The organism is Flavobacterium sp. 25HG05S-40 (assembly GCF_052654735.1).
On record NZ_CP199750.1, the window covers coordinates 1,854,280 to 1,870,177 of the forward strand.

16 protein-coding genes are annotated in these 15,898 nt (G+C 36.1%); 15 read left to right on the forward strand and 1 reads right to left on the reverse strand.

Annotated features, from left to right (window positions below; genetic code table 11):
- Positions 1-33: 33 nt before the first annotated feature.
- Positions 34-1,251 carry an NAD(P)-dependent oxidoreductase gene (locus tag ACULEU_RS08020; protein WP_445452082.1) on the reverse strand — a complete coding sequence of 406 codons (1,218 nt, stop codon included), beginning with the start codon at positions 1,249-1,251 and terminating at the stop codon, positions 34-36.
- Positions 1,252-1,468: 217 nt separating this feature from the next.
- On the opposite strand from ACULEU_RS08020, the gene ACULEU_RS08025 reads away from it, so the two are divergent.
- The 15 genes from ACULEU_RS08025 to ACULEU_RS08095 all read left to right on the forward strand — a co-directional run bounded on the left by ACULEU_RS08025 (position 1,469) and on the right by ACULEU_RS08095 (position 15,872).
- The gene (locus tag ACULEU_RS08025; RefSeq protein ID WP_445452083.1) at positions 1,469-2,671 is read left to right on the forward strand and encodes a serine hydrolase domain-containing protein; all 1,203 of its coding nucleotides are present in this window, start codon (positions 1,469-1,471) and stop codon (positions 2,669-2,671) included.
- A gap of 67 nt (positions 2,672-2,738) precedes the next feature.
- Complete coding sequence (locus ACULEU_RS08030; protein WP_445452084.1) at positions 2,739-3,035, forward strand: hypothetical protein; 297 nt, start codon at positions 2,739-2,741, stop codon at positions 3,033-3,035.
- Positions 3,036-3,103: 68 nt separating this feature from the next.
- Entirely contained in the window at positions 3,104-3,865 is a 762-nt protein-coding gene (locus ACULEU_RS08035) for a Rossmann-like and DUF2520 domain-containing protein (RefSeq protein WP_445452085.1), read from the forward strand.
- A complete protein-coding gene (locus ACULEU_RS08040; protein WP_445452086.1) occupies positions 3,849-4,376 on the forward strand; it encodes a KdsC family phosphatase in 528 nt (175 codons plus the stop codon). Before ACULEU_RS08035 ends, ACULEU_RS08040 begins: the two co-directional genes overlap by 17 nt.
- Positions 4,377-4,400: 24 nt before the next feature.
- Complete coding sequence (locus ACULEU_RS08045; protein WP_445452087.1) at positions 4,401-5,333, forward strand: geranylgeranylglycerol-phosphate geranylgeranyltransferase; 933 nt, start codon at positions 4,401-4,403, stop codon at positions 5,331-5,333.
- Positions 5,320-5,904 (forward strand): Maf-like protein, encoded by a 585-nt coding sequence (locus tag ACULEU_RS08050; protein ID WP_445452088.1) that lies wholly within the window; start codon positions 5,320-5,322, stop codon positions 5,902-5,904. Before ACULEU_RS08045 ends, ACULEU_RS08050 begins: the two co-directional genes overlap by 14 nt.
- Before the next feature lie 30 nt (positions 5,905-5,934).
- Positions 5,935-7,194 carry an AI-2E family transporter gene (locus ACULEU_RS08055; RefSeq protein WP_445452089.1) on the forward strand — a complete coding sequence of 420 codons (1,260 nt, stop codon included), beginning with the start codon at positions 5,935-5,937 and terminating at the stop codon, positions 7,192-7,194.
- 32 nt (positions 7,195-7,226) lie between these two features.
- A complete protein-coding gene (locus ACULEU_RS08060; protein ID WP_445452090.1) occupies positions 7,227-7,757 on the forward strand; it encodes a mechanosensitive ion channel domain-containing protein in 531 nt (176 codons plus the stop codon).
- 102 nt (positions 7,758-7,859) lie between these two features.
- A complete protein-coding gene (locus tag ACULEU_RS08065; RefSeq protein ID WP_445452091.1) occupies positions 7,860-8,693 on the forward strand; it encodes an MlaE family ABC transporter permease in 834 nt (277 codons plus the stop codon).
- Entirely contained in the window at positions 8,690-9,436 is a 747-nt protein-coding gene (locus ACULEU_RS08070) for an ABC transporter ATP-binding protein (protein ID WP_445452092.1), read from the forward strand. The genes ACULEU_RS08065 and ACULEU_RS08070 overlap by 4 nt, the downstream gene beginning before the upstream one ends.
- A gap of 10 nt (positions 9,437-9,446) precedes the next feature.
- Positions 9,447-10,190 (forward strand): MlaD family protein, encoded by a 744-nt coding sequence (locus tag ACULEU_RS08075; protein ID WP_445452093.1) that lies wholly within the window; start codon positions 9,447-9,449, stop codon positions 10,188-10,190.
- Between the two features lie 135 nt (positions 10,191-10,325).
- A complete protein-coding gene (locus ACULEU_RS08080) occupies positions 10,326-10,745 on the forward strand; it encodes a hypothetical protein (RefSeq protein WP_445452094.1) in 420 nt (139 codons plus the stop codon).
- Between the two features lie 254 nt (positions 10,746-10,999).
- On the forward strand, positions 11,000-11,374 hold the full coding sequence (locus tag ACULEU_RS08085) for a hypothetical protein (RefSeq protein WP_445452095.1): 375 nt from the start codon (positions 11,000-11,002) through the stop codon (positions 11,372-11,374).
- Positions 11,375-11,548: 174 nt separating this feature from the next.
- Positions 11,549-14,038: a PIG-L family deacetylase gene (locus ACULEU_RS08090; protein ID WP_445452096.1), complete on the forward strand. Its 2,490-nt coding sequence runs from the start codon at positions 11,549-11,551 to the stop codon at positions 14,036-14,038.
- 112 nt (positions 14,039-14,150) lie between these two features.
- Complete coding sequence (locus ACULEU_RS08095; RefSeq protein ID WP_445452097.1) at positions 14,151-15,872, forward strand: sodium:solute symporter; 1,722 nt, start codon at positions 14,151-14,153, stop codon at positions 15,870-15,872.
- Positions 15,873-15,898 lie beyond the last annotated feature (26 nt).

The window sequence follows — 15,898 nt, forward strand, 5'->3', positions numbered from 1 at the left end:
ATTATTATTTAATTATTAACCTAAGATATAGTATTAGCTCTGAACAACTTGCCCACTGGCATAATCTTGAAGATAGGCAAAGCGCTGTGTCAACTTTCCGTTTTCTGTCATTTTAGCCCGAGCCAAAATGCCGTCTTTATCTCCATTGAAAAAGGCTGGAATAACATGTTTCATAAACATTTCTCCAAAACCTTCGCTGGCGTCTTTGGGCAATTCACATGGTAAATTATCTACTGACATTACCATTATCGAACCCGGATGTGTATAAGGAACTTCTTGACCTGAACTTGGTAAATAGCCAAAAAACGGGTCGGCAATTGTCGAAGCTTTTGTGGTACAGGCAATGGGACCATCCACATCACATGAAATGTCAGCGACTACTTGTATTTTATTGTCTGGTGCATTCAGCATTTCACGGGTTAGAATATCAGGCGAACCGTTAGCGTGAAAATGTCCCGCCATGAAGATATCGGCTACTTTTGAAAAACGTTCAAAATTTGAAGTATAAGCTTCGGGATGTTTGTAGAAATCGCTTTTGCTTTCTGCTTTGGTTCCGTCTATTCTTTTGTTGTAATCTAAAACATCAATTTGTGTATAAACCGGTTCTGAATAGATTTTATTTAAGAAATCTTCCGGAGTAACCTCTTTCATCTTCATACCGTCCAAAATCTCCTTCGCTCCCATTCCGACCTTACCATGCCCAGTCAACACAATTTTGATATTAGGCAGCATTTGTCGCTTCAAACGAACAATTAAATCTTCTTTTGTTTGTAATGTTTCGGCTTTCGCTATATGGAACAAATCATATTTAATCCCGAAACCACGCAAACCATTGTAAGCTCCAACAATCCCGGCATAACGTCCAAAACCTATAAGTCGTTTGTTATTGGCGTCAACAATAGTTTCGTGGTCGTAAAGCTCAATATTCTTCTGCAAAATAGCCTGCAACAATTTTTGATTGTGTGCTTGTTTTTTGATGGTATGCGAAAAGAAAAAATACTTCTTATTTGGAATCAGATAATCCACAGGAATTTCTTTAACGCCAAAAAAGACATCGCAGTCCGAAATATCATCGGCAACTTCAAGACCTACATTTCTGTAAGCATCATCGTTAAAAACTCGGATATCGGAGCTTTCGACTTTTACAACGGCTTCAGGATGTTCATTCTGTAACCGAACCAGTTCTTCAGGCGTGAAAACTACTCTTCTGTCTGGTGGACTTTTCCTTTCTTTTATAATTCCGAATCGCATAGGGCATATTTAATTTGGTGCCAAAAGTAATTGTAACGAAATCGATTTCAAAGCTTTTTCTGAAAATAATACCAACTATGTATTTTAATGACATTAGTCTGCCTTAAGTCCCAATCTATTGTTAAAAAGCCATTGTGGAAAACGTGTTAATAGGTTTCTTGAAAAGTAATTTGATACCTTTATTGAATACTTATATTTGTTTTCCTAAAAAAATAAAATGACATTCAAATTCACTCGATATATCTTCCCATTAGTAGCCATTGTTCTTTTTACAGCTTCCTGTTCCAAACAGGAAAAAACAGAAGAAGGCATAGTCAAAATCAATAAAAATGGTATTCCTGTGATGATGCCATTACAAGAAGAACTACCTAGACTTTCCAAAGCATACCTTAATGATAAAAGATATGGCGTAAGTCGGTTTTTTGAAAAAACATGGTCGGAAAAGAATGACAATGTCGCTTTTCTGGTAGCCAAAGACGGACAGATTATCTATGAAAACTATATGGGTTTTGCCAACAAAAGAACCGGCGAAATGATTACAAAAGATATGCCGTTGCACATCGCTTCTGTGAGTAAAGTGCTTACTTCAACAGCCGTTTTAATGCTCATTGATGCCAAAAAAATAAGTCTTGACCAAAAACTGAATACCATCATTACCAATTTCCCCTATCCAGAGGTAACGATTCAAACCTTGCTCAACCATAGAAGTGGCATGAAAAATTATGCGTATTTTACTTTTGAAAACGGTAATTGGGACAAGCACAAAACCTTAACGAATGAAGATATTGTTACCGTAATGGTTGAGAAGGAAATTCCGCTGGAAACTAAGACCGATACGCGGTTCAGTTATTGCAATACCAATTATGCGATGTTAGCATTAGTGATTGAAAAAGTAACAGGTTTGACGTATGCCGAAGCCATGAAGGAAATGATTTTTAATCCGTTAGGAATGACCAATACTTTTGTGTTTGACATCAACAAAGACCGCGATATTATTGCCCCATCGTATAAAGGCAACAACATGGAAATTGGAATCGATTACTTGGACGGCATCTATGGCGATAAGAACATCTATTCGACTCCGAGAGATATTTTAAAATTTGATAAAGCGCGTTATGCACCATTCTTCTTGAATGCCGATTTGCTCAAAAAAGTTTACAAAGGCTACAGTTATGAAAGCAAAGGAACCCGAAATTATGGCTTAGGAATCCGACTGATTGAATGGGAAAAAGGCGAACCTTTTTATTATCACAACGGTTGGTGGCATGGCAACACTTCGTGTTTCATCAATTTGCGAAAAGAAAAAGTAACTATGATTGTTTTGTCAAACAAATACACTAAAAAAACCTATCAAACGAAACGTTTAGCTGCACTTTTCGGAGATTATCCGTTCAAGCTGAACGATGACGGAGAGGAATAATTTTTAGTAGTGATAACCCTGAAAGAAGTTGGCACAATTCCTGCTCTAGAATTTCAAAATGAAAACCATGGTTTTAGCAATTTTCTTTCTTATCGTTTTTCTACAGGTTTTTTGTTATATCATGATTGACTCTAAGAAGGTAAATATCCATAAACTTTGGATTTTAACCCTATTCTTTCTATTCTATTTCTTAATACTTCCCTATATATTATATCAAATTCAGTTTAACAACATCGAAGAAAAACCAAGATGTGCGCTTCCGGTAGTGGGAATGATTGGAGCTTGTTGGGTTTTTGGTGGCGGAATCACTCTGATTGCACATCTTTTGTATTATGCAGTAAAAAAGCTTTTAGCAAAAGGATAAGAATGTATAAGCATTCATAATACTCCGAATGTGTTGTCTATTGCTTAAATTTTAGATAAATTAGCCCCATGATTCGACTCTCCATAATTGGTTCGGGAAATGTGGCCCAGCATCTGATTCAGGCTTTTAGTAAAAGTACTGAAACTGAATTGGTTCAGGTGTTTTCCAGACAACCAGAAGTGGTATCGCATTTGATTACTTCTGACAAAATTATTTCTGATTTAAACCATCTTATTGCTGTTGATGTTACTATAATCGCTGTTTCTGATGATGCTATTGTTGCTGTTGCAAATCAAATTCCGTTTGAAAACCAATTGGTAGTTCATACTTCAGGAAGTGTCCCAATGAATGCCCTACATACTAAAAACCGCAAAGGCGTTTTTTATCCATTACAGACCTTTTCTAAAACAAAAGAAGTCGATTTTAAGTTGATTCCAATTTGTATTGAAGCCGAAAACGAATCAGATTTAGAACAATTGATAACGTTGGCAAAATCGATTTCCAATTCGGTTAACAATGTCAATTCGGAACAAAGAAAAGCATTGCATATTGCTGCTGTATTTGTTTCTAATTTCACCAATCATTTGTATCAGATTGGAAGCGACATCTGTAAAGAAAACAATTTATCATTCGATATCTTAAAGCCTTTGATACAGGAAACTGCGAATAAAATCCTAACGCTTTCGCCACAGGAAGCGCAAACCGGACCAGCAAAACGTCAGGATACACAAACCATAAATGCACATCTCCACTTTTTGACCGATGGGCATCAAAAGGAAATTTATAAAATGCTAACAAAATCTATTATCGATAATGGGAAAAAGCTATAAAGAACTATTACACAACATCAACACTTTTATATTTGATGTCGACGGCGTCCTTACTGATAGTTCCGTTCACGTGACTCCAACCGGAGAAATGTTACGAATTATGAACATACGTGATGGTTTCGCCATGAAAGCTGCTATCGAAAGTGGTTATAATGTTTGTATCATTTCGGGAGGCAACAACGAAGGTGTTCGTATTAGACTGCGAAATCTGGGCATTACCGATATCCATTTGGCTTCACCAAATAAAGTAGAAACATTTAACGAATATACAGAGCTTTACAACATCAATCCCGAACAAGTATTGTATATGGGTGATGACATTCCCGATTTTCATGTAATGCAATTGGTAGGTTTGCCAACCTGTCCGCAAGATGCCAGTGCTGAAATTAAAGCCATCAGCAAATATATATCTCATAAAAAAGGAGGAAAAGGTGCTGTGCGTGAAGTCATTGAACAAGTCATGAAAGTACAAGGAAAATGGCATATGTACTATAACGGGAAACACGATTAATTACAAATTACTTTTACTACTAAAATGAACTTTCTAAAACTCATACGTTACCAAAACCTACTGTTGCTTGCTTTTATGCAATTGATTTTTCGTTATGGATTTTTAAAACTGCAGAACATTCCTTTAGCGCTTGATCACTTCCAATTTGGATTATTGGTTTTGTCTACCGTTTTGATTGCAGCGGCTGGATATGTAATCAATGATATTCTGGATCAGGAAACTGATTATGACAACCGAGCTGATACTTTAATTGTGGGTAGAAGCATTTCAGAGAAAACAGCCTATAACCTTTATTTTGTACTCAATATTGCCGGCGTTGGATTGGGCTTTTATTTGGCTAATATTATCCAAAGACCAAGCTTTACCGGAGCATTTATTATCGTTTCAGCAACATTATATATGTACGCTACAAGTCTGAAACAAATGCTTTTAGTGGGCAATATCATTGTAGCTTTACTCCTTTCGTTTAGTGTTTTGATTATTGGTCTTTTTGATTTATTACCAGCAACATATGACGGAAACAGAGCTGAAATGGGTATCATGTTTTCGATGCTAATTGACTATGCGATCTTTGCTTTTATCATCAACCTAATTCGGGAAATCGTGAAAGATATGGAAGATGTAGAAGGCGATTATAATCAGGGAATGAGTACACTCCCTATTGCTTTAGGAATCAATAAAACTGCTAAAGCTGTATTTGGTTTAGGGATGGTTGCAACAATATTGTTGCTCTGGTACATCAACACGTATTTAATGGAAAACGCGCTGTATTTTGCAGTGATTTACGGACTGATTTTTGTTGTGTCACCGATGATTTTCTTTTTAGTAAAGATTTGGAAAGCGCAAAAGAAAGAAGAGTTTCATTTGTTAAGCACCGTTTTAAAATGGATTATTTTCTTCGGAATACTGTCGGTTTTGGTGATTAATCTAAACATCCAATACAATGCTAAAGGATAAATTCAAAAATCATAAAATCATTTTGGCTTCAGGTTCGCCAAGAAGACAGCAGTTTTTTACCGACCTCGATTTGGACTTTGAAATACGACTCAAAGATATTGAAGAGGTGTATCCTGAACAGCTGCAAGGTGTTGAAATTACTAACTATTTGGCACAACTTAAAGCCAATGCCTTTGAAGGAGAGTTAAACGATAACGAACTCTTGATTACGAGTGATACTATTGTTTGGCACAATAATAAAGCCTTAGGTAAACCAAAGGATTATCAGGATGCCTTTGGGATTTTAAGAACACTTTCGAACGCGACTCATGAAGTAATTACTTCGGTTTGTTTTAAATCCAAGACCAAAACAGAAACGCTATTTGAAGTGACCAAAGTAACTTTTACGGCGCTTTCAGATGAAGCTATCACCTATTATCTGGACCATTACAAACCGTTTGATAAAGCCGGTGCTTATGGCATTCAAGAATGGATCGGTTTGGTTGGCATCACCAAAATAGAGGGTTCGTATACCAATGTAGTTGGACTTCCTACAGAAAAAGTCTACCACTACTTGAATACTTATAGTTGAATTCTGTAACTTTACTAAAAACAAATTACTATGTCTGACACGCTGAAACTTCCTTTCTACATTAAACTTACAGTCGTTTTAGTTTGTTTGATAGCCCTTTTTGTGATTTTTTATTTTGGCCAGGAAATAATTTCTCCGGTGCTATTGTCACTCCTTTTTGCCATAATGCTTCGTCCTGTAGTTACCTTTTTTATTAAGAAACTACGCTTCCCACACATCATAGCAGTAGTATTTGCCATAGTACTGTTTTTAACGCTTTTCTTAGGGATATTTTATTTTATTTCATTGCAAATAAGCGACATGGCTAATGATTGGGATAAAATTAAAAGCAACTTCTTGTACCATGTTGAACATATTCAGCAATTAATCCGAGACAATTTTCACGTAAGTAAAAAAGAGCAAAATGAAATTCTGACCAAAGCCACAAAAGACAGCTTAAATACCGGAAAACAGCTAGTTGGAAACACATTAACCTCTTTTGCCGATATTCTTTTAAATGCTACGCTGGTTCCAATTTACACCTTTCTTTTTCTCTATTATCAAAATCTGTTTATTACGTTTTTGAGTAAAATTGTAACGCCGGAAAACCATAAGAAGCTCCGCGAAGTGCTGTTTCAGATAAAAATAGCGGTACAAAGTTATATTACCGGATTAGTTTTTGAAATGATGGCTGTAGCCACTTTAACCACCATAGGCTTTTATTTTATTGGTGTTCAATATTTCATATTACTCGGAATCATTACCGGCATTTTAAATTTAGTGCCTTATATCGGAATTCTTTTTGCCGGTATTTTAAGTATAGTTGTCTCATTATCAGGTTCAACGGATTTATCTATAGTTGTTGGAGTCATTGTCGTAAATCTTATCGTTCAGTTTATTGACAATAACATTTTAGTACCCATGTTTGTGAATTCAAAAGTGCAAATCAATGCGTTGGTGTCCATTATCGGAATTATCATCGGAAATGTATTAGGCGGTATTACCGGAATGTTTCTTGCTATACCGATGATTGCCATTCTAAAAGTGATTTTTGACCGAATCGATTCGCTGGAACCTTGGGGTTATTTATTTGGAGATGACTTGCCCAAAACCTACGAATGGCACAAGATAAAAATTCCGAGATATAGTTATCAAAGCACCACGACAGTATTGGATACAAAGACTGAGGTTGTCGAACCAACTGTTGCTGGAAATACTCCCAACATCTTTACCGAAGTTGTTCCGCCCATAACACCCGAGAACAATCCTGATGAAGATAAAAATAGCACTAATGATTCTTCAGAGAAATAGCCATTTGTTCCTCAATTTAAACTAATAGCAGCATGTCTTTTTTTTCCGGTTTGACCAAAGAAGTTCTAGCAACGATGATTCTTTTAGGAATCGTAATTTTTTTAAGAATAATTACAGCCAAATTAATCCGTCGTTATGCCAAACTGTCTTCTATCATGGAGCACAGAACCAATTTAGTTATTAAGTACATTCATATTTTAATCAACCTATTGGCCTTAGTCGGAATCATTGTCATTTGGGGCGTCCAAAAAAATGATATTCTGTTTACCTTATCATCGGTTACTACAGTTGTTGGCGTGGCTATGTTTGCACAATGGTCCATCTTAAGTAACATTACTTCTGGGGTTATTTTGTTTTTCTTTTTCCCGTTCCGAATTGGTGATGTTATTTTAGTACACGATAAAGACTTCCCCATTAAAGCCGAAATTGAAGATATCAAGGCTTTTCATATCTATCTCAAAACCGAAGAAGGCGAACGTATCACGTACCCGAATAATTTGTTATTACAAAAAGGAATCTCCATCATTACGCCTAAATTTGAGGATAAGGAATTCACTGATTGATTGATGAGTATGTGAATTATAGAACTTTTAATACAATTTCTGTAATATTTTTAGGGCTTAAAAATTTCATCTTTGTTCCCTTAGTAGGAAAACAAATAAATGATGAAAACACTACCCCTTTCCAACATTAAAAAATACGCCCTCAAAAAAACAATCGATATTAGTGATGAAACGTTATCGAACAAAAACAAGTTTGCAGCATTTCTAACCGCGGCAGGTGATGTCGTATTGTTTATTACCAATGTGGTAAAAAATACTTTTTCAAGAGGATTTGAGTTTCATGAGTTCATGAAGCAATGCTTTCAGGTTGGAAATAAATCACTCGGACTGATATCCATCACCGGACTTGTAATCGGTGTCGTTTTAACCATTCAATCTCGACCTGTCTTAGTTGATTTTGGTGCCGTAACGATGTTACCAGGAATGGTAACCATTTCCATCATAAGAGAAATGGGACCTGTTATTACAGCACTTATCTGTGCTGGAAAAGTGGGTTCTGGAATTGGTGCCGAATTAGGTTCGATGAGAGTCACAGAACAAATTGATGCAATGGAGGTTTCTTCAACCAATCCTGTTCGATTTTTAATTGTTCCCCGAGTTTTAGCTACCACATTGATGTTACCACTATTGACGTTTTATGCAGATATTTTGGGTATACTAGGAAGTTGGGCTGCTTCTAATATTAAAGGAGACGTGAGCTTTGTTTTGTTTATCACGCAGGCATTTGGCGATGTAGATTTCATGGATTTTGTTCCGGCTGTCATCAAGTCGTTCTTCTTTGGAGCTGTAATTGGTTTGGTAGGGTGTTACAAAGGATTCAATGCAGGACGCGGAACAGAAAGTGTTGGTATTGCTGCGAATTCGGCAGTAGTTATCGGTTCCTTGTTAGTTATTTTAGTCGACTTAATTGCAGTTCAAATTACCGATATTTTATGAAAAAGTCAGTCATCAAAATAGAAAATTTAAGAAAACACTTTGGCGCACTTGAAGTTCTAACGGATGTAACATTAGATTTATTTGAAGGGGAAAATCTTGTGGTTCTTGGAAAATCAGGTACCGGAAAATCGGTTTTAATCAAATGCATTGTTCGTTTATTAAATGCTGATGAAGGTAAAATTACAGTATTAGACCAAGAAGTAAACAGCCTTAAAGAAAAGGAATTGGACGGTGTTAGAGGAAAAATTGGATTTCTGTTTCAAAGCGGAGCCTTATACGATTCGATGACAGTGCGCGAAAACTTAGCTTTTCCGTTAAAACGAATTAAAAAAGATTTGACAAACGAAGAGGTAAATGCCAAGATCGTGGAAGCTTTAGAAAATGTAAGTCTTCCTGATGTAATCGACAAGATGCCGTCGGAACTTTCAGGTGGAATGCGAAAAAGGGTAAGTTTGGCCCGAACTATAATCGTAGATCCAAGTATAATGCTATATGATGAACCTACAACAGGTTTGGATCCGGTAACGTCTGATGAAATCAGTATGCTGATTAATGACATCCAAAAAAAATACAAAACCTCATCCATAATTATTACACACGATATCGAATGTGTGCGAGCTGTTGCCGATAGAATAATAATGCTTAATGAAGGTAAAGTATACATGGAAGGTACATTAGCAGCATTTGAAAATTCGGAAGACAAATTGATTCAGTCATTCTTTAAAAATAAAAACCAACACTAAAATATACATCATGGAAGCACATACACCAGCATTTAGATTTCGTCTAGGATTGTTTATTATCATTGGAATTGCATTATTCGTGCTAGGGATTTTTATCATCGGTAAGCAAAAAAATCTATTCAATCCCGTTTTTACACTACGCGCCAATTTTCATAACGTGAGTGGATTGCAAGTTGGAAACACCGTCCGTTTTTCCGGAATTAACATCGGAACTGTAGATAATATAGCCATCGTAAACGATTCGACCGTAAAAGTGGATATGCTGATCAAAAAGGAAGTTCAAAAATTTATTAAGTCGGACAGTAGAGCCAGCATTGGATCAGAGGGAATCATCGGAGACAAAGTGGTTGTTATTTCGCAAGGTAACAGTTCAAATGCTATAGTAAAAGAAGGCCAACGCATTACTTCGGATGAACCTATTGAAACCGATGCCATCATGCGTAGTCTTCAAATCACAGCAGACAATGCGGCATTAGCCTCCACTGATATTGTGGGTATTGTGGATAAAATTAATAATGGCGAAGGAACTTTAGGACGTCTAATTAAAGACGAAACGATGGCTGACAACATAGACCAAACAGTTATCAATCTGAAAAAGAGCAGTAAAAGTTTAGACGAAAATATGGAAGCTGCTAAACACAACTTTTTACTGAAGGGCTATTTTAAAAAGAAAGAAAGAGCGGCTGCTAAAGCTAAAGAAGAGGCCGAAAAGAAAGCCAAAAAAGCTGCCGAAAAAGCGAAAGAGAAAAAATAGCATTTCAACTTATACACTATTTTTAGTACTACTTTCAGTTTAATTAAATAGAGCCGACGGAAGGTCATATTGATGTTAAGCCATTCTAATAGGAGTCGGTCAAGAAGTAATTATAATAACATAAAAACAACAATCATGAAAAAACTGAAGTATCTATTTGGACTATTTTTTTTAACACTACTGAATAGCAGTGCACAAGTATCTGTTGGCGTTCATTATGGACCACCTGTTTGGGCTCCGGCTGCACCAGTAACAGTACAATACTATTATCTCCCTGACATCGGTGTATATTATGATGCTGGCGCTAAAAACTACATTTATCCCAGAAGAGGAGCTTGGGTTAGGGCTAACGCACTTCCATCCTACTACAGAGGGTACAATTTACACCATTCACGCCCCGTTTATTTAACTTCCTACAGAGGAAACAGACCTTATGTTTTATACAAAGAACATAAAGTAAAATACAAAGGCAACGGAAAATGGAAAGGAAAAGTTTATAATAATGCTAGAGGTCAAAAAAAAGGACATCATAAGGAACATCACAAAAAAAGATAAGCAATCAAATACCACTGAAAAGTGTAGAGAGTCCTCTTTGCAATTTTTTTTCATTATAAATCTTTACAAATCAACCACATAAGTAGTTATATTCTTAAAAATATACAAAAAAATGCATTTCGTCGATATTTTTTGCACTTAATCTATGATTTTATTAAAATTTTATTTTATATTTGTCCTGTAATTTTTTACTGTTTTGTTAAATGATGTGTATCATTTTGTGCCCCAGAACTTTAAAACAAAAATTAGAGATTATGAAATCAATAGAAAAAGTACTCCTACTGATGCTTCTTTTTACGTGTCATTTATCTAGTGCACAGGCATCTACTACTAATGAACCTATTTCGTTAACAGCGAAAGCAACTGAAATCAGGTATTATTATTTCCCAAACATTGAAGCGTATTTTGACCTTCAAGAAAAAGTATATCTATACAAAGACCAAGGTGAATGGATGGAAGCCGAAGAATTACCAAAAAATTACGGTGGTTATTCATTATACAATAAAGTGAAGGTTACTATTACGGATTATGATGGTGATGAACCATATTTATTATTAGACAGTCACAAAAAAATGTATCCTTACAATTCCAAAGGAAGATTCCCGAATCAAACAGCTTCCACCGAGTAAAATTCATTCATGTTTTGTTTTATAAAGTTAATTAACTTAAAAAAGCCTCTTAACCCCAATAAAGAGGCTTTTTTTATGTAAATACTTCGGCAAATTAAAATTGTTAAAGAAATTGAAAAAAGAAAATCCACTGTTCAAATAATAGTATATTTGAAAAATGGCATAAACATCTTTATGAAGCAATTTTTACTCTTATCATTACTATTTCTAAGTATCAAGACTTGGGCGCAACAGCCTGTCAAACCTAATGCGGTGGAACTATTCCATCAAATTCAGAAACTAAACTTTTTGGGTTCTGTGCTCTATGTAGCGGCCCATCCTGATGATGAAAATACCCGATTAATTGCTTATTTTGCTAATGATGTCAAAGCACGAACTGGCTATTTATCGTTAACTCGTGGTGATGGTGGACAAAACTTAATTGGTACAGAATTACGAGAGCTTTTAGGGGTTATCCGAACTCAGGAACTCATTGAAGCTCGAAAAATAGATAACGGAGAGCAATTTTTTTCACGTGCCAATGATTTTGGATTTTCTAAAAATCCAGAGGAAACTCTTCAAATATGGGATAAAGAACAAGTTCTTAGTGATGTAATTTGGGCAATACGTAAATTCCAACCCGATGTCATCATCAACCGATTTGATCATCGTTCGCCCGGAACAACACACGGACACCACACGGCTTCAGCGATGTTGAGTTTTGAAGCCTTTGACAAAGTCAATGATGCTACGGTTTTTCCAAATCAACTACAATACACAACCACTTGGCAACCCAAACGCTTGTTTTTCAATACTTCGTGGTGGTTTTATGGCAGTAAGGAAAAATTTGAAGCTGCTGACAAGTCAAATTTAAGTGGTCTGCAAATCGGAACCTATTATCAATCTTTGGGAAAATCCAATCAGGAAATTGCGGCTTTGAGTAGAAGTCGACATCAGTCTCAAGGGTTTGGCTCAACGGGAACACGAGGTGAAGAAGAGGAATATTTGGAATTTCTAAAAGGAGAAACACCAAAAAATAAAAGCAACGTTTTTGACGGAATTGATACTACATGGAATCGTGTTAAAGACGGAAAAGCAATTGGTGATCTTCTATTCAACGTGGAGAAAAATTTCGATTTTAAAAACCCTTCATCATCTGTAAATGAATTAATTAAAGCCTATAATCTCATTCAAAATTTAGAAGATAATCATTGGAAAAATATCAAGTCAGAAGAACTTAAAAAAGTAATCGCCGGTTGCCTTGGTTTATATCTGGAAGCATCGTCAGACCTACAGGAAGCAACTCCGGGAAGCACCATCAAGGTAAAACTCGAAGCAATCAACAGAAGCAATGCTACAATAAACTGGAATGCCATTGCCACAGTTCCTAATAGCATGAACATACAATCGATTACACCTTTAGACAATAACAAATCGGTTGTAAAAAATATAGAATTACAGCTGCCAAATACCGAAGAATTTACCAATGCTTATTGGCTTAACCAAAAAGGAACTGTTGGAATGTATACCGTTTCAGACCAACAAAACATAGGTAAACCCGATGTGATTCGGAATGTAAAAGTTACATTTTTGATTGAAATTAATGGGACTACTATTCCATTTGAAAGAAAGGTTATCTACAAATACAATGATGATGTAAAAGGGGAAGTGTACCAACCTTTAGATATTGTTCCGGCAGTTACCTCTTCTTTTACAGAAAAAGTGTATATTTTCAATAACGACCGCGATAAAGTGATTACAGTAACCGTTAAAGCAGGAAAAGACAATTGCACCGGAAACGTAAAGCTCGATCTACCCGAAGGTTGGAAAGTTGCACCAACAGAGATTCCGTTTTCCATCGATAAAAAAGGGCAAGAAGTACTAGCTGTTTTCAATGTATCACCATCAAAAGAAGTGAGTGAAATCAATATCAAGAGCATCGTAACTGTTGACGGACAAACTTTTGACCAAAATAAAATCGACATCAATTATCCGCATATTTATAAGCAAATGGTTCTAAAACCGGCAGAGGCCAAAGCTATCCGACTTAAAATCAAAACCAAAAACGAAAAGATTGCCTACATCATGGGTGCTGGGGATGAAGTTCCCAAAAGCCTTACACAAATGGGCTACGAAGTGGAAATTATGAAACCCGAAGAAATCTCCTCGGAAAGACTGCAAAACGTTGATGTCGTTATGACTGGAATTCGCGCCTACAATACCGTGAACGCTTTAGCATTCAAACAAAAAATACTTTTGAATTTTGTTAAAAATGGTAAAACGATGATAGTACAATACAATACCACAGACGATTTGGTAACCAAAGATATTGCCCCTTATCCGTTAAAAATTTCACGAGATCGAGTAACCGAAGAAAATGCAGAAGTTCGTTTTTTAGTTCCGAATCACAGGATTTTAAATTACCCTAACAAAATTACAGAAGAAGATTTCAAAGGCTGGAAACAAGAACAAGGTTTATATTTTCCGAATGAATGGGATGCAGCCTTCACTCCCATCCTTTCCTCAAACGACAAAGGAGAAAAACCAAAAAACGGTGCTTTATTAGTAGCGCAATATGGCAAAGGAACTTATGTCTATACAGGATTAAGCTTCTTTAGGGAATTACCTGAAGGCGTTTCGGGAGCCTTTAGACTATTGGCTAACATCATCGCAATCGGAAAATAATATGGAAAACAAAAAAACGAGTGCCTGGAAAAATAGTTATACTTGGGTATTGGTAATCAATGCCATCTACATCATTATTTTCTTTGTTCTAATGCAATTATTCTTTTAAATCATGCAACAACTCGATTGGATTGTCTTATCGGTCACGCTTTTATTCATTGTTTTCTATGGTGTATACAAAACCAAAGGAAGTAAAAATGTAGAAGATTATATTTTAGGAAACAAAGAAACACCATGGTGGACGGTTGGCTTATCGGTTATGGCAACACAAGCTAGCGCTATTACGTTTCTATCCACTCCGGGACAAGCGTATCATGACGGAATGGGATTTGTGCAGTTTTACTTTGGTTTACCAATAGCCATGGTAGTCATCTCGATGACATTTATCCCCATTTATCACAAACTAAAAGTATTCACTGCTTATGAATATCTCGAACAGCGATTTGATTTAAAAACGCGCTCGTTTACGGCTATTTTATTTCTTATTCAACGCGGACTTGGAACTGGATTAACCATATACGCTCCGGCGATTATCCTCTCCTCTATTTTGGGATGGAATTTAACCCTGCTCAATATCATTATCGGAATTCTGGTAATCATATACACTTTTGCAGGCGGAACCAAAGCGGTAAACGTAACCCAAAAACAACAGATGTTCATCATCATGCTCGGAATGTTCATTACCTTTTTTCTGATTTTGCATTTGTTACCTAATGATATGACATTTTCTAATGCGATGCATATTGCCGGTGCCAACGATAAAATGAACATTTTGGACTTCTCCTTTGACCCTGAAAACCGTTATACGTTTTGGAGCGGTATTACCGGGGGTTTTTTCCTGATGCTCTCCTATTTTGGAACCGACCAATCTCAAGTAGGAAGATATTTATCCGGAAAGTCAGATAAGGAAAGTCAAATGGGATTGATTATGAATGGTTTTCTTAAAGTACCGATGCAGTTTTTCATTCTACTTACTGGCGTTATGGTATTTGTGTTTTTCCAATTTAATCCAGTGCCACTGCACTTTAATCCGGTAAATAAGGACGCTATCGAAAAATCTAAATATGCAAAAGACTATCAATCACTGGAAAAACAGTTAGCACAATTATCAGAAGAAAAGAAGGAGTTCAACCTTATCTATATCGATCATTTAAACCAAGGATACGACAATAAGATTTTGAGACATAAACTCATTTCATTATCCGGAAAAGAAAAAGATTTACACGATGAAGCTAAAGTCATTATTAGTAAAGTTGACGCCAAAGCGGAAACCAACGACAAAGATTACGTGTTCATCTATTTTATTCTTAATTATCTGCCTTCGGGATTAATCGGACTTTTATTAGCCGTAATTTTATCGGCAGCCATGTCGTCGTCAGCTTCTGGACTGACAGCATTAGCCTCCACTACAGCCATCGATATCTATAAACGAAATGTTACTGCAGATAAATCAGAAAAACATTTTGTAAACGCTACCAAGTTTTTCACGCTGGTTTGGGGCGTAATTGCTATTGGTTTTGCCTGTGTTGGAACGCTTTTCGAAAACCTGATTCAGTTAGTCAATATTGTAGGTTCTGTTTTTTACGGAACCGTTTTAGGTGTGTTCCTTGTTGGTTTCTACATCAAATACGTAAAAGCCAATGCCATTTTTTACAGCGCTGTCATCAGCCAGATGACCATCTTTTTCATTTATTATTACACCATTCACATCTATCCAACAGGACAAGAAAAGTTAGGATACTTATGGCTGAATTTTATCGGAGCGTCATTAACAGTAGTATTGTCAATACTCTTCCAGTTTACGCTATCAAATAAAGAAAAAACTATCGCATAAAAAAACCACAAAATCTACTAGAGAAA

What these genes read in the sequence shown, in the direction of transcription:
- ACULEU_RS08065 (WP_445452091.1), top strand. Translation starts at nt 7,860, where the DNA reads ATGAAAACACTACCCCTTTCCAACATTAAAAAATACGCCCTCAAAAAA.
- ACULEU_RS08040 (WP_445452086.1), top strand. Translation starts at nt 3,849, where the DNA reads ATGGGAAAAAGCTATAAAGAACTATTACACAACATCAACACTTTTATA.
- ACULEU_RS08030 (WP_445452084.1), top strand. Translation starts at nt 2,739, where the DNA reads ATGGTTTTAGCAATTTTCTTTCTTATCGTTTTTCTACAGGTTTTTTGT.
- ACULEU_RS08045 (WP_445452087.1), top strand. Translation starts at nt 4,401, where the DNA reads ATGAACTTTCTAAAACTCATACGTTACCAAAACCTACTGTTGCTTGCT.
- ACULEU_RS08075 (WP_445452093.1), top strand. Translation starts at nt 9,447, where the DNA reads ATGGAAGCACATACACCAGCATTTAGATTTCGTCTAGGATTGTTTATT.
- ACULEU_RS08080 (WP_445452094.1), top strand. Translation starts at nt 10,326, where the DNA reads ATGAAAAAACTGAAGTATCTATTTGGACTATTTTTTTTAACACTACTG.
- ACULEU_RS08050 (WP_445452088.1), top strand. Translation starts at nt 5,320, where the DNA reads ATGCTAAAGGATAAATTCAAAAATCATAAAATCATTTTGGCTTCAGGT.
- ACULEU_RS08095 (WP_445452097.1), top strand. Translation starts at nt 14,151, where the DNA reads ATGCAACAACTCGATTGGATTGTCTTATCGGTCACGCTTTTATTCATT.
- ACULEU_RS08060 (WP_445452090.1), top strand. Translation starts at nt 7,227, where the DNA reads ATGTCTTTTTTTTCCGGTTTGACCAAAGAAGTTCTAGCAACGATGATT.
- ACULEU_RS08070 (WP_445452092.1), top strand. Translation starts at nt 8,690, where the DNA reads ATGAAAAAGTCAGTCATCAAAATAGAAAATTTAAGAAAACACTTTGGC.
- ACULEU_RS08025 (WP_445452083.1), top strand. Translation starts at nt 1,469, where the DNA reads ATGACATTCAAATTCACTCGATATATCTTCCCATTAGTAGCCATTGTT.
- ACULEU_RS08055 (WP_445452089.1), top strand. Translation starts at nt 5,935, where the DNA reads ATGTCTGACACGCTGAAACTTCCTTTCTACATTAAACTTACAGTCGTT.
- ACULEU_RS08085 (WP_445452095.1), top strand. Translation starts at nt 11,000, where the DNA reads ATGAAATCAATAGAAAAAGTACTCCTACTGATGCTTCTTTTTACGTGT.
- ACULEU_RS08035 (WP_445452085.1), top strand. Translation starts at nt 3,104, where the DNA reads ATGATTCGACTCTCCATAATTGGTTCGGGAAATGTGGCCCAGCATCTG.
- ACULEU_RS08020 (WP_445452082.1), bottom strand. Translation starts at nt 1,251, where the DNA reads ATGCGATTCGGAATTATAAAAGAAAGGAAAAGTCCACCAGACAGAAGA.
- ACULEU_RS08090 (WP_445452096.1), top strand. Translation starts at nt 11,549, where the DNA reads ATGAAGCAATTTTTACTCTTATCATTACTATTTCTAAGTATCAAGACT.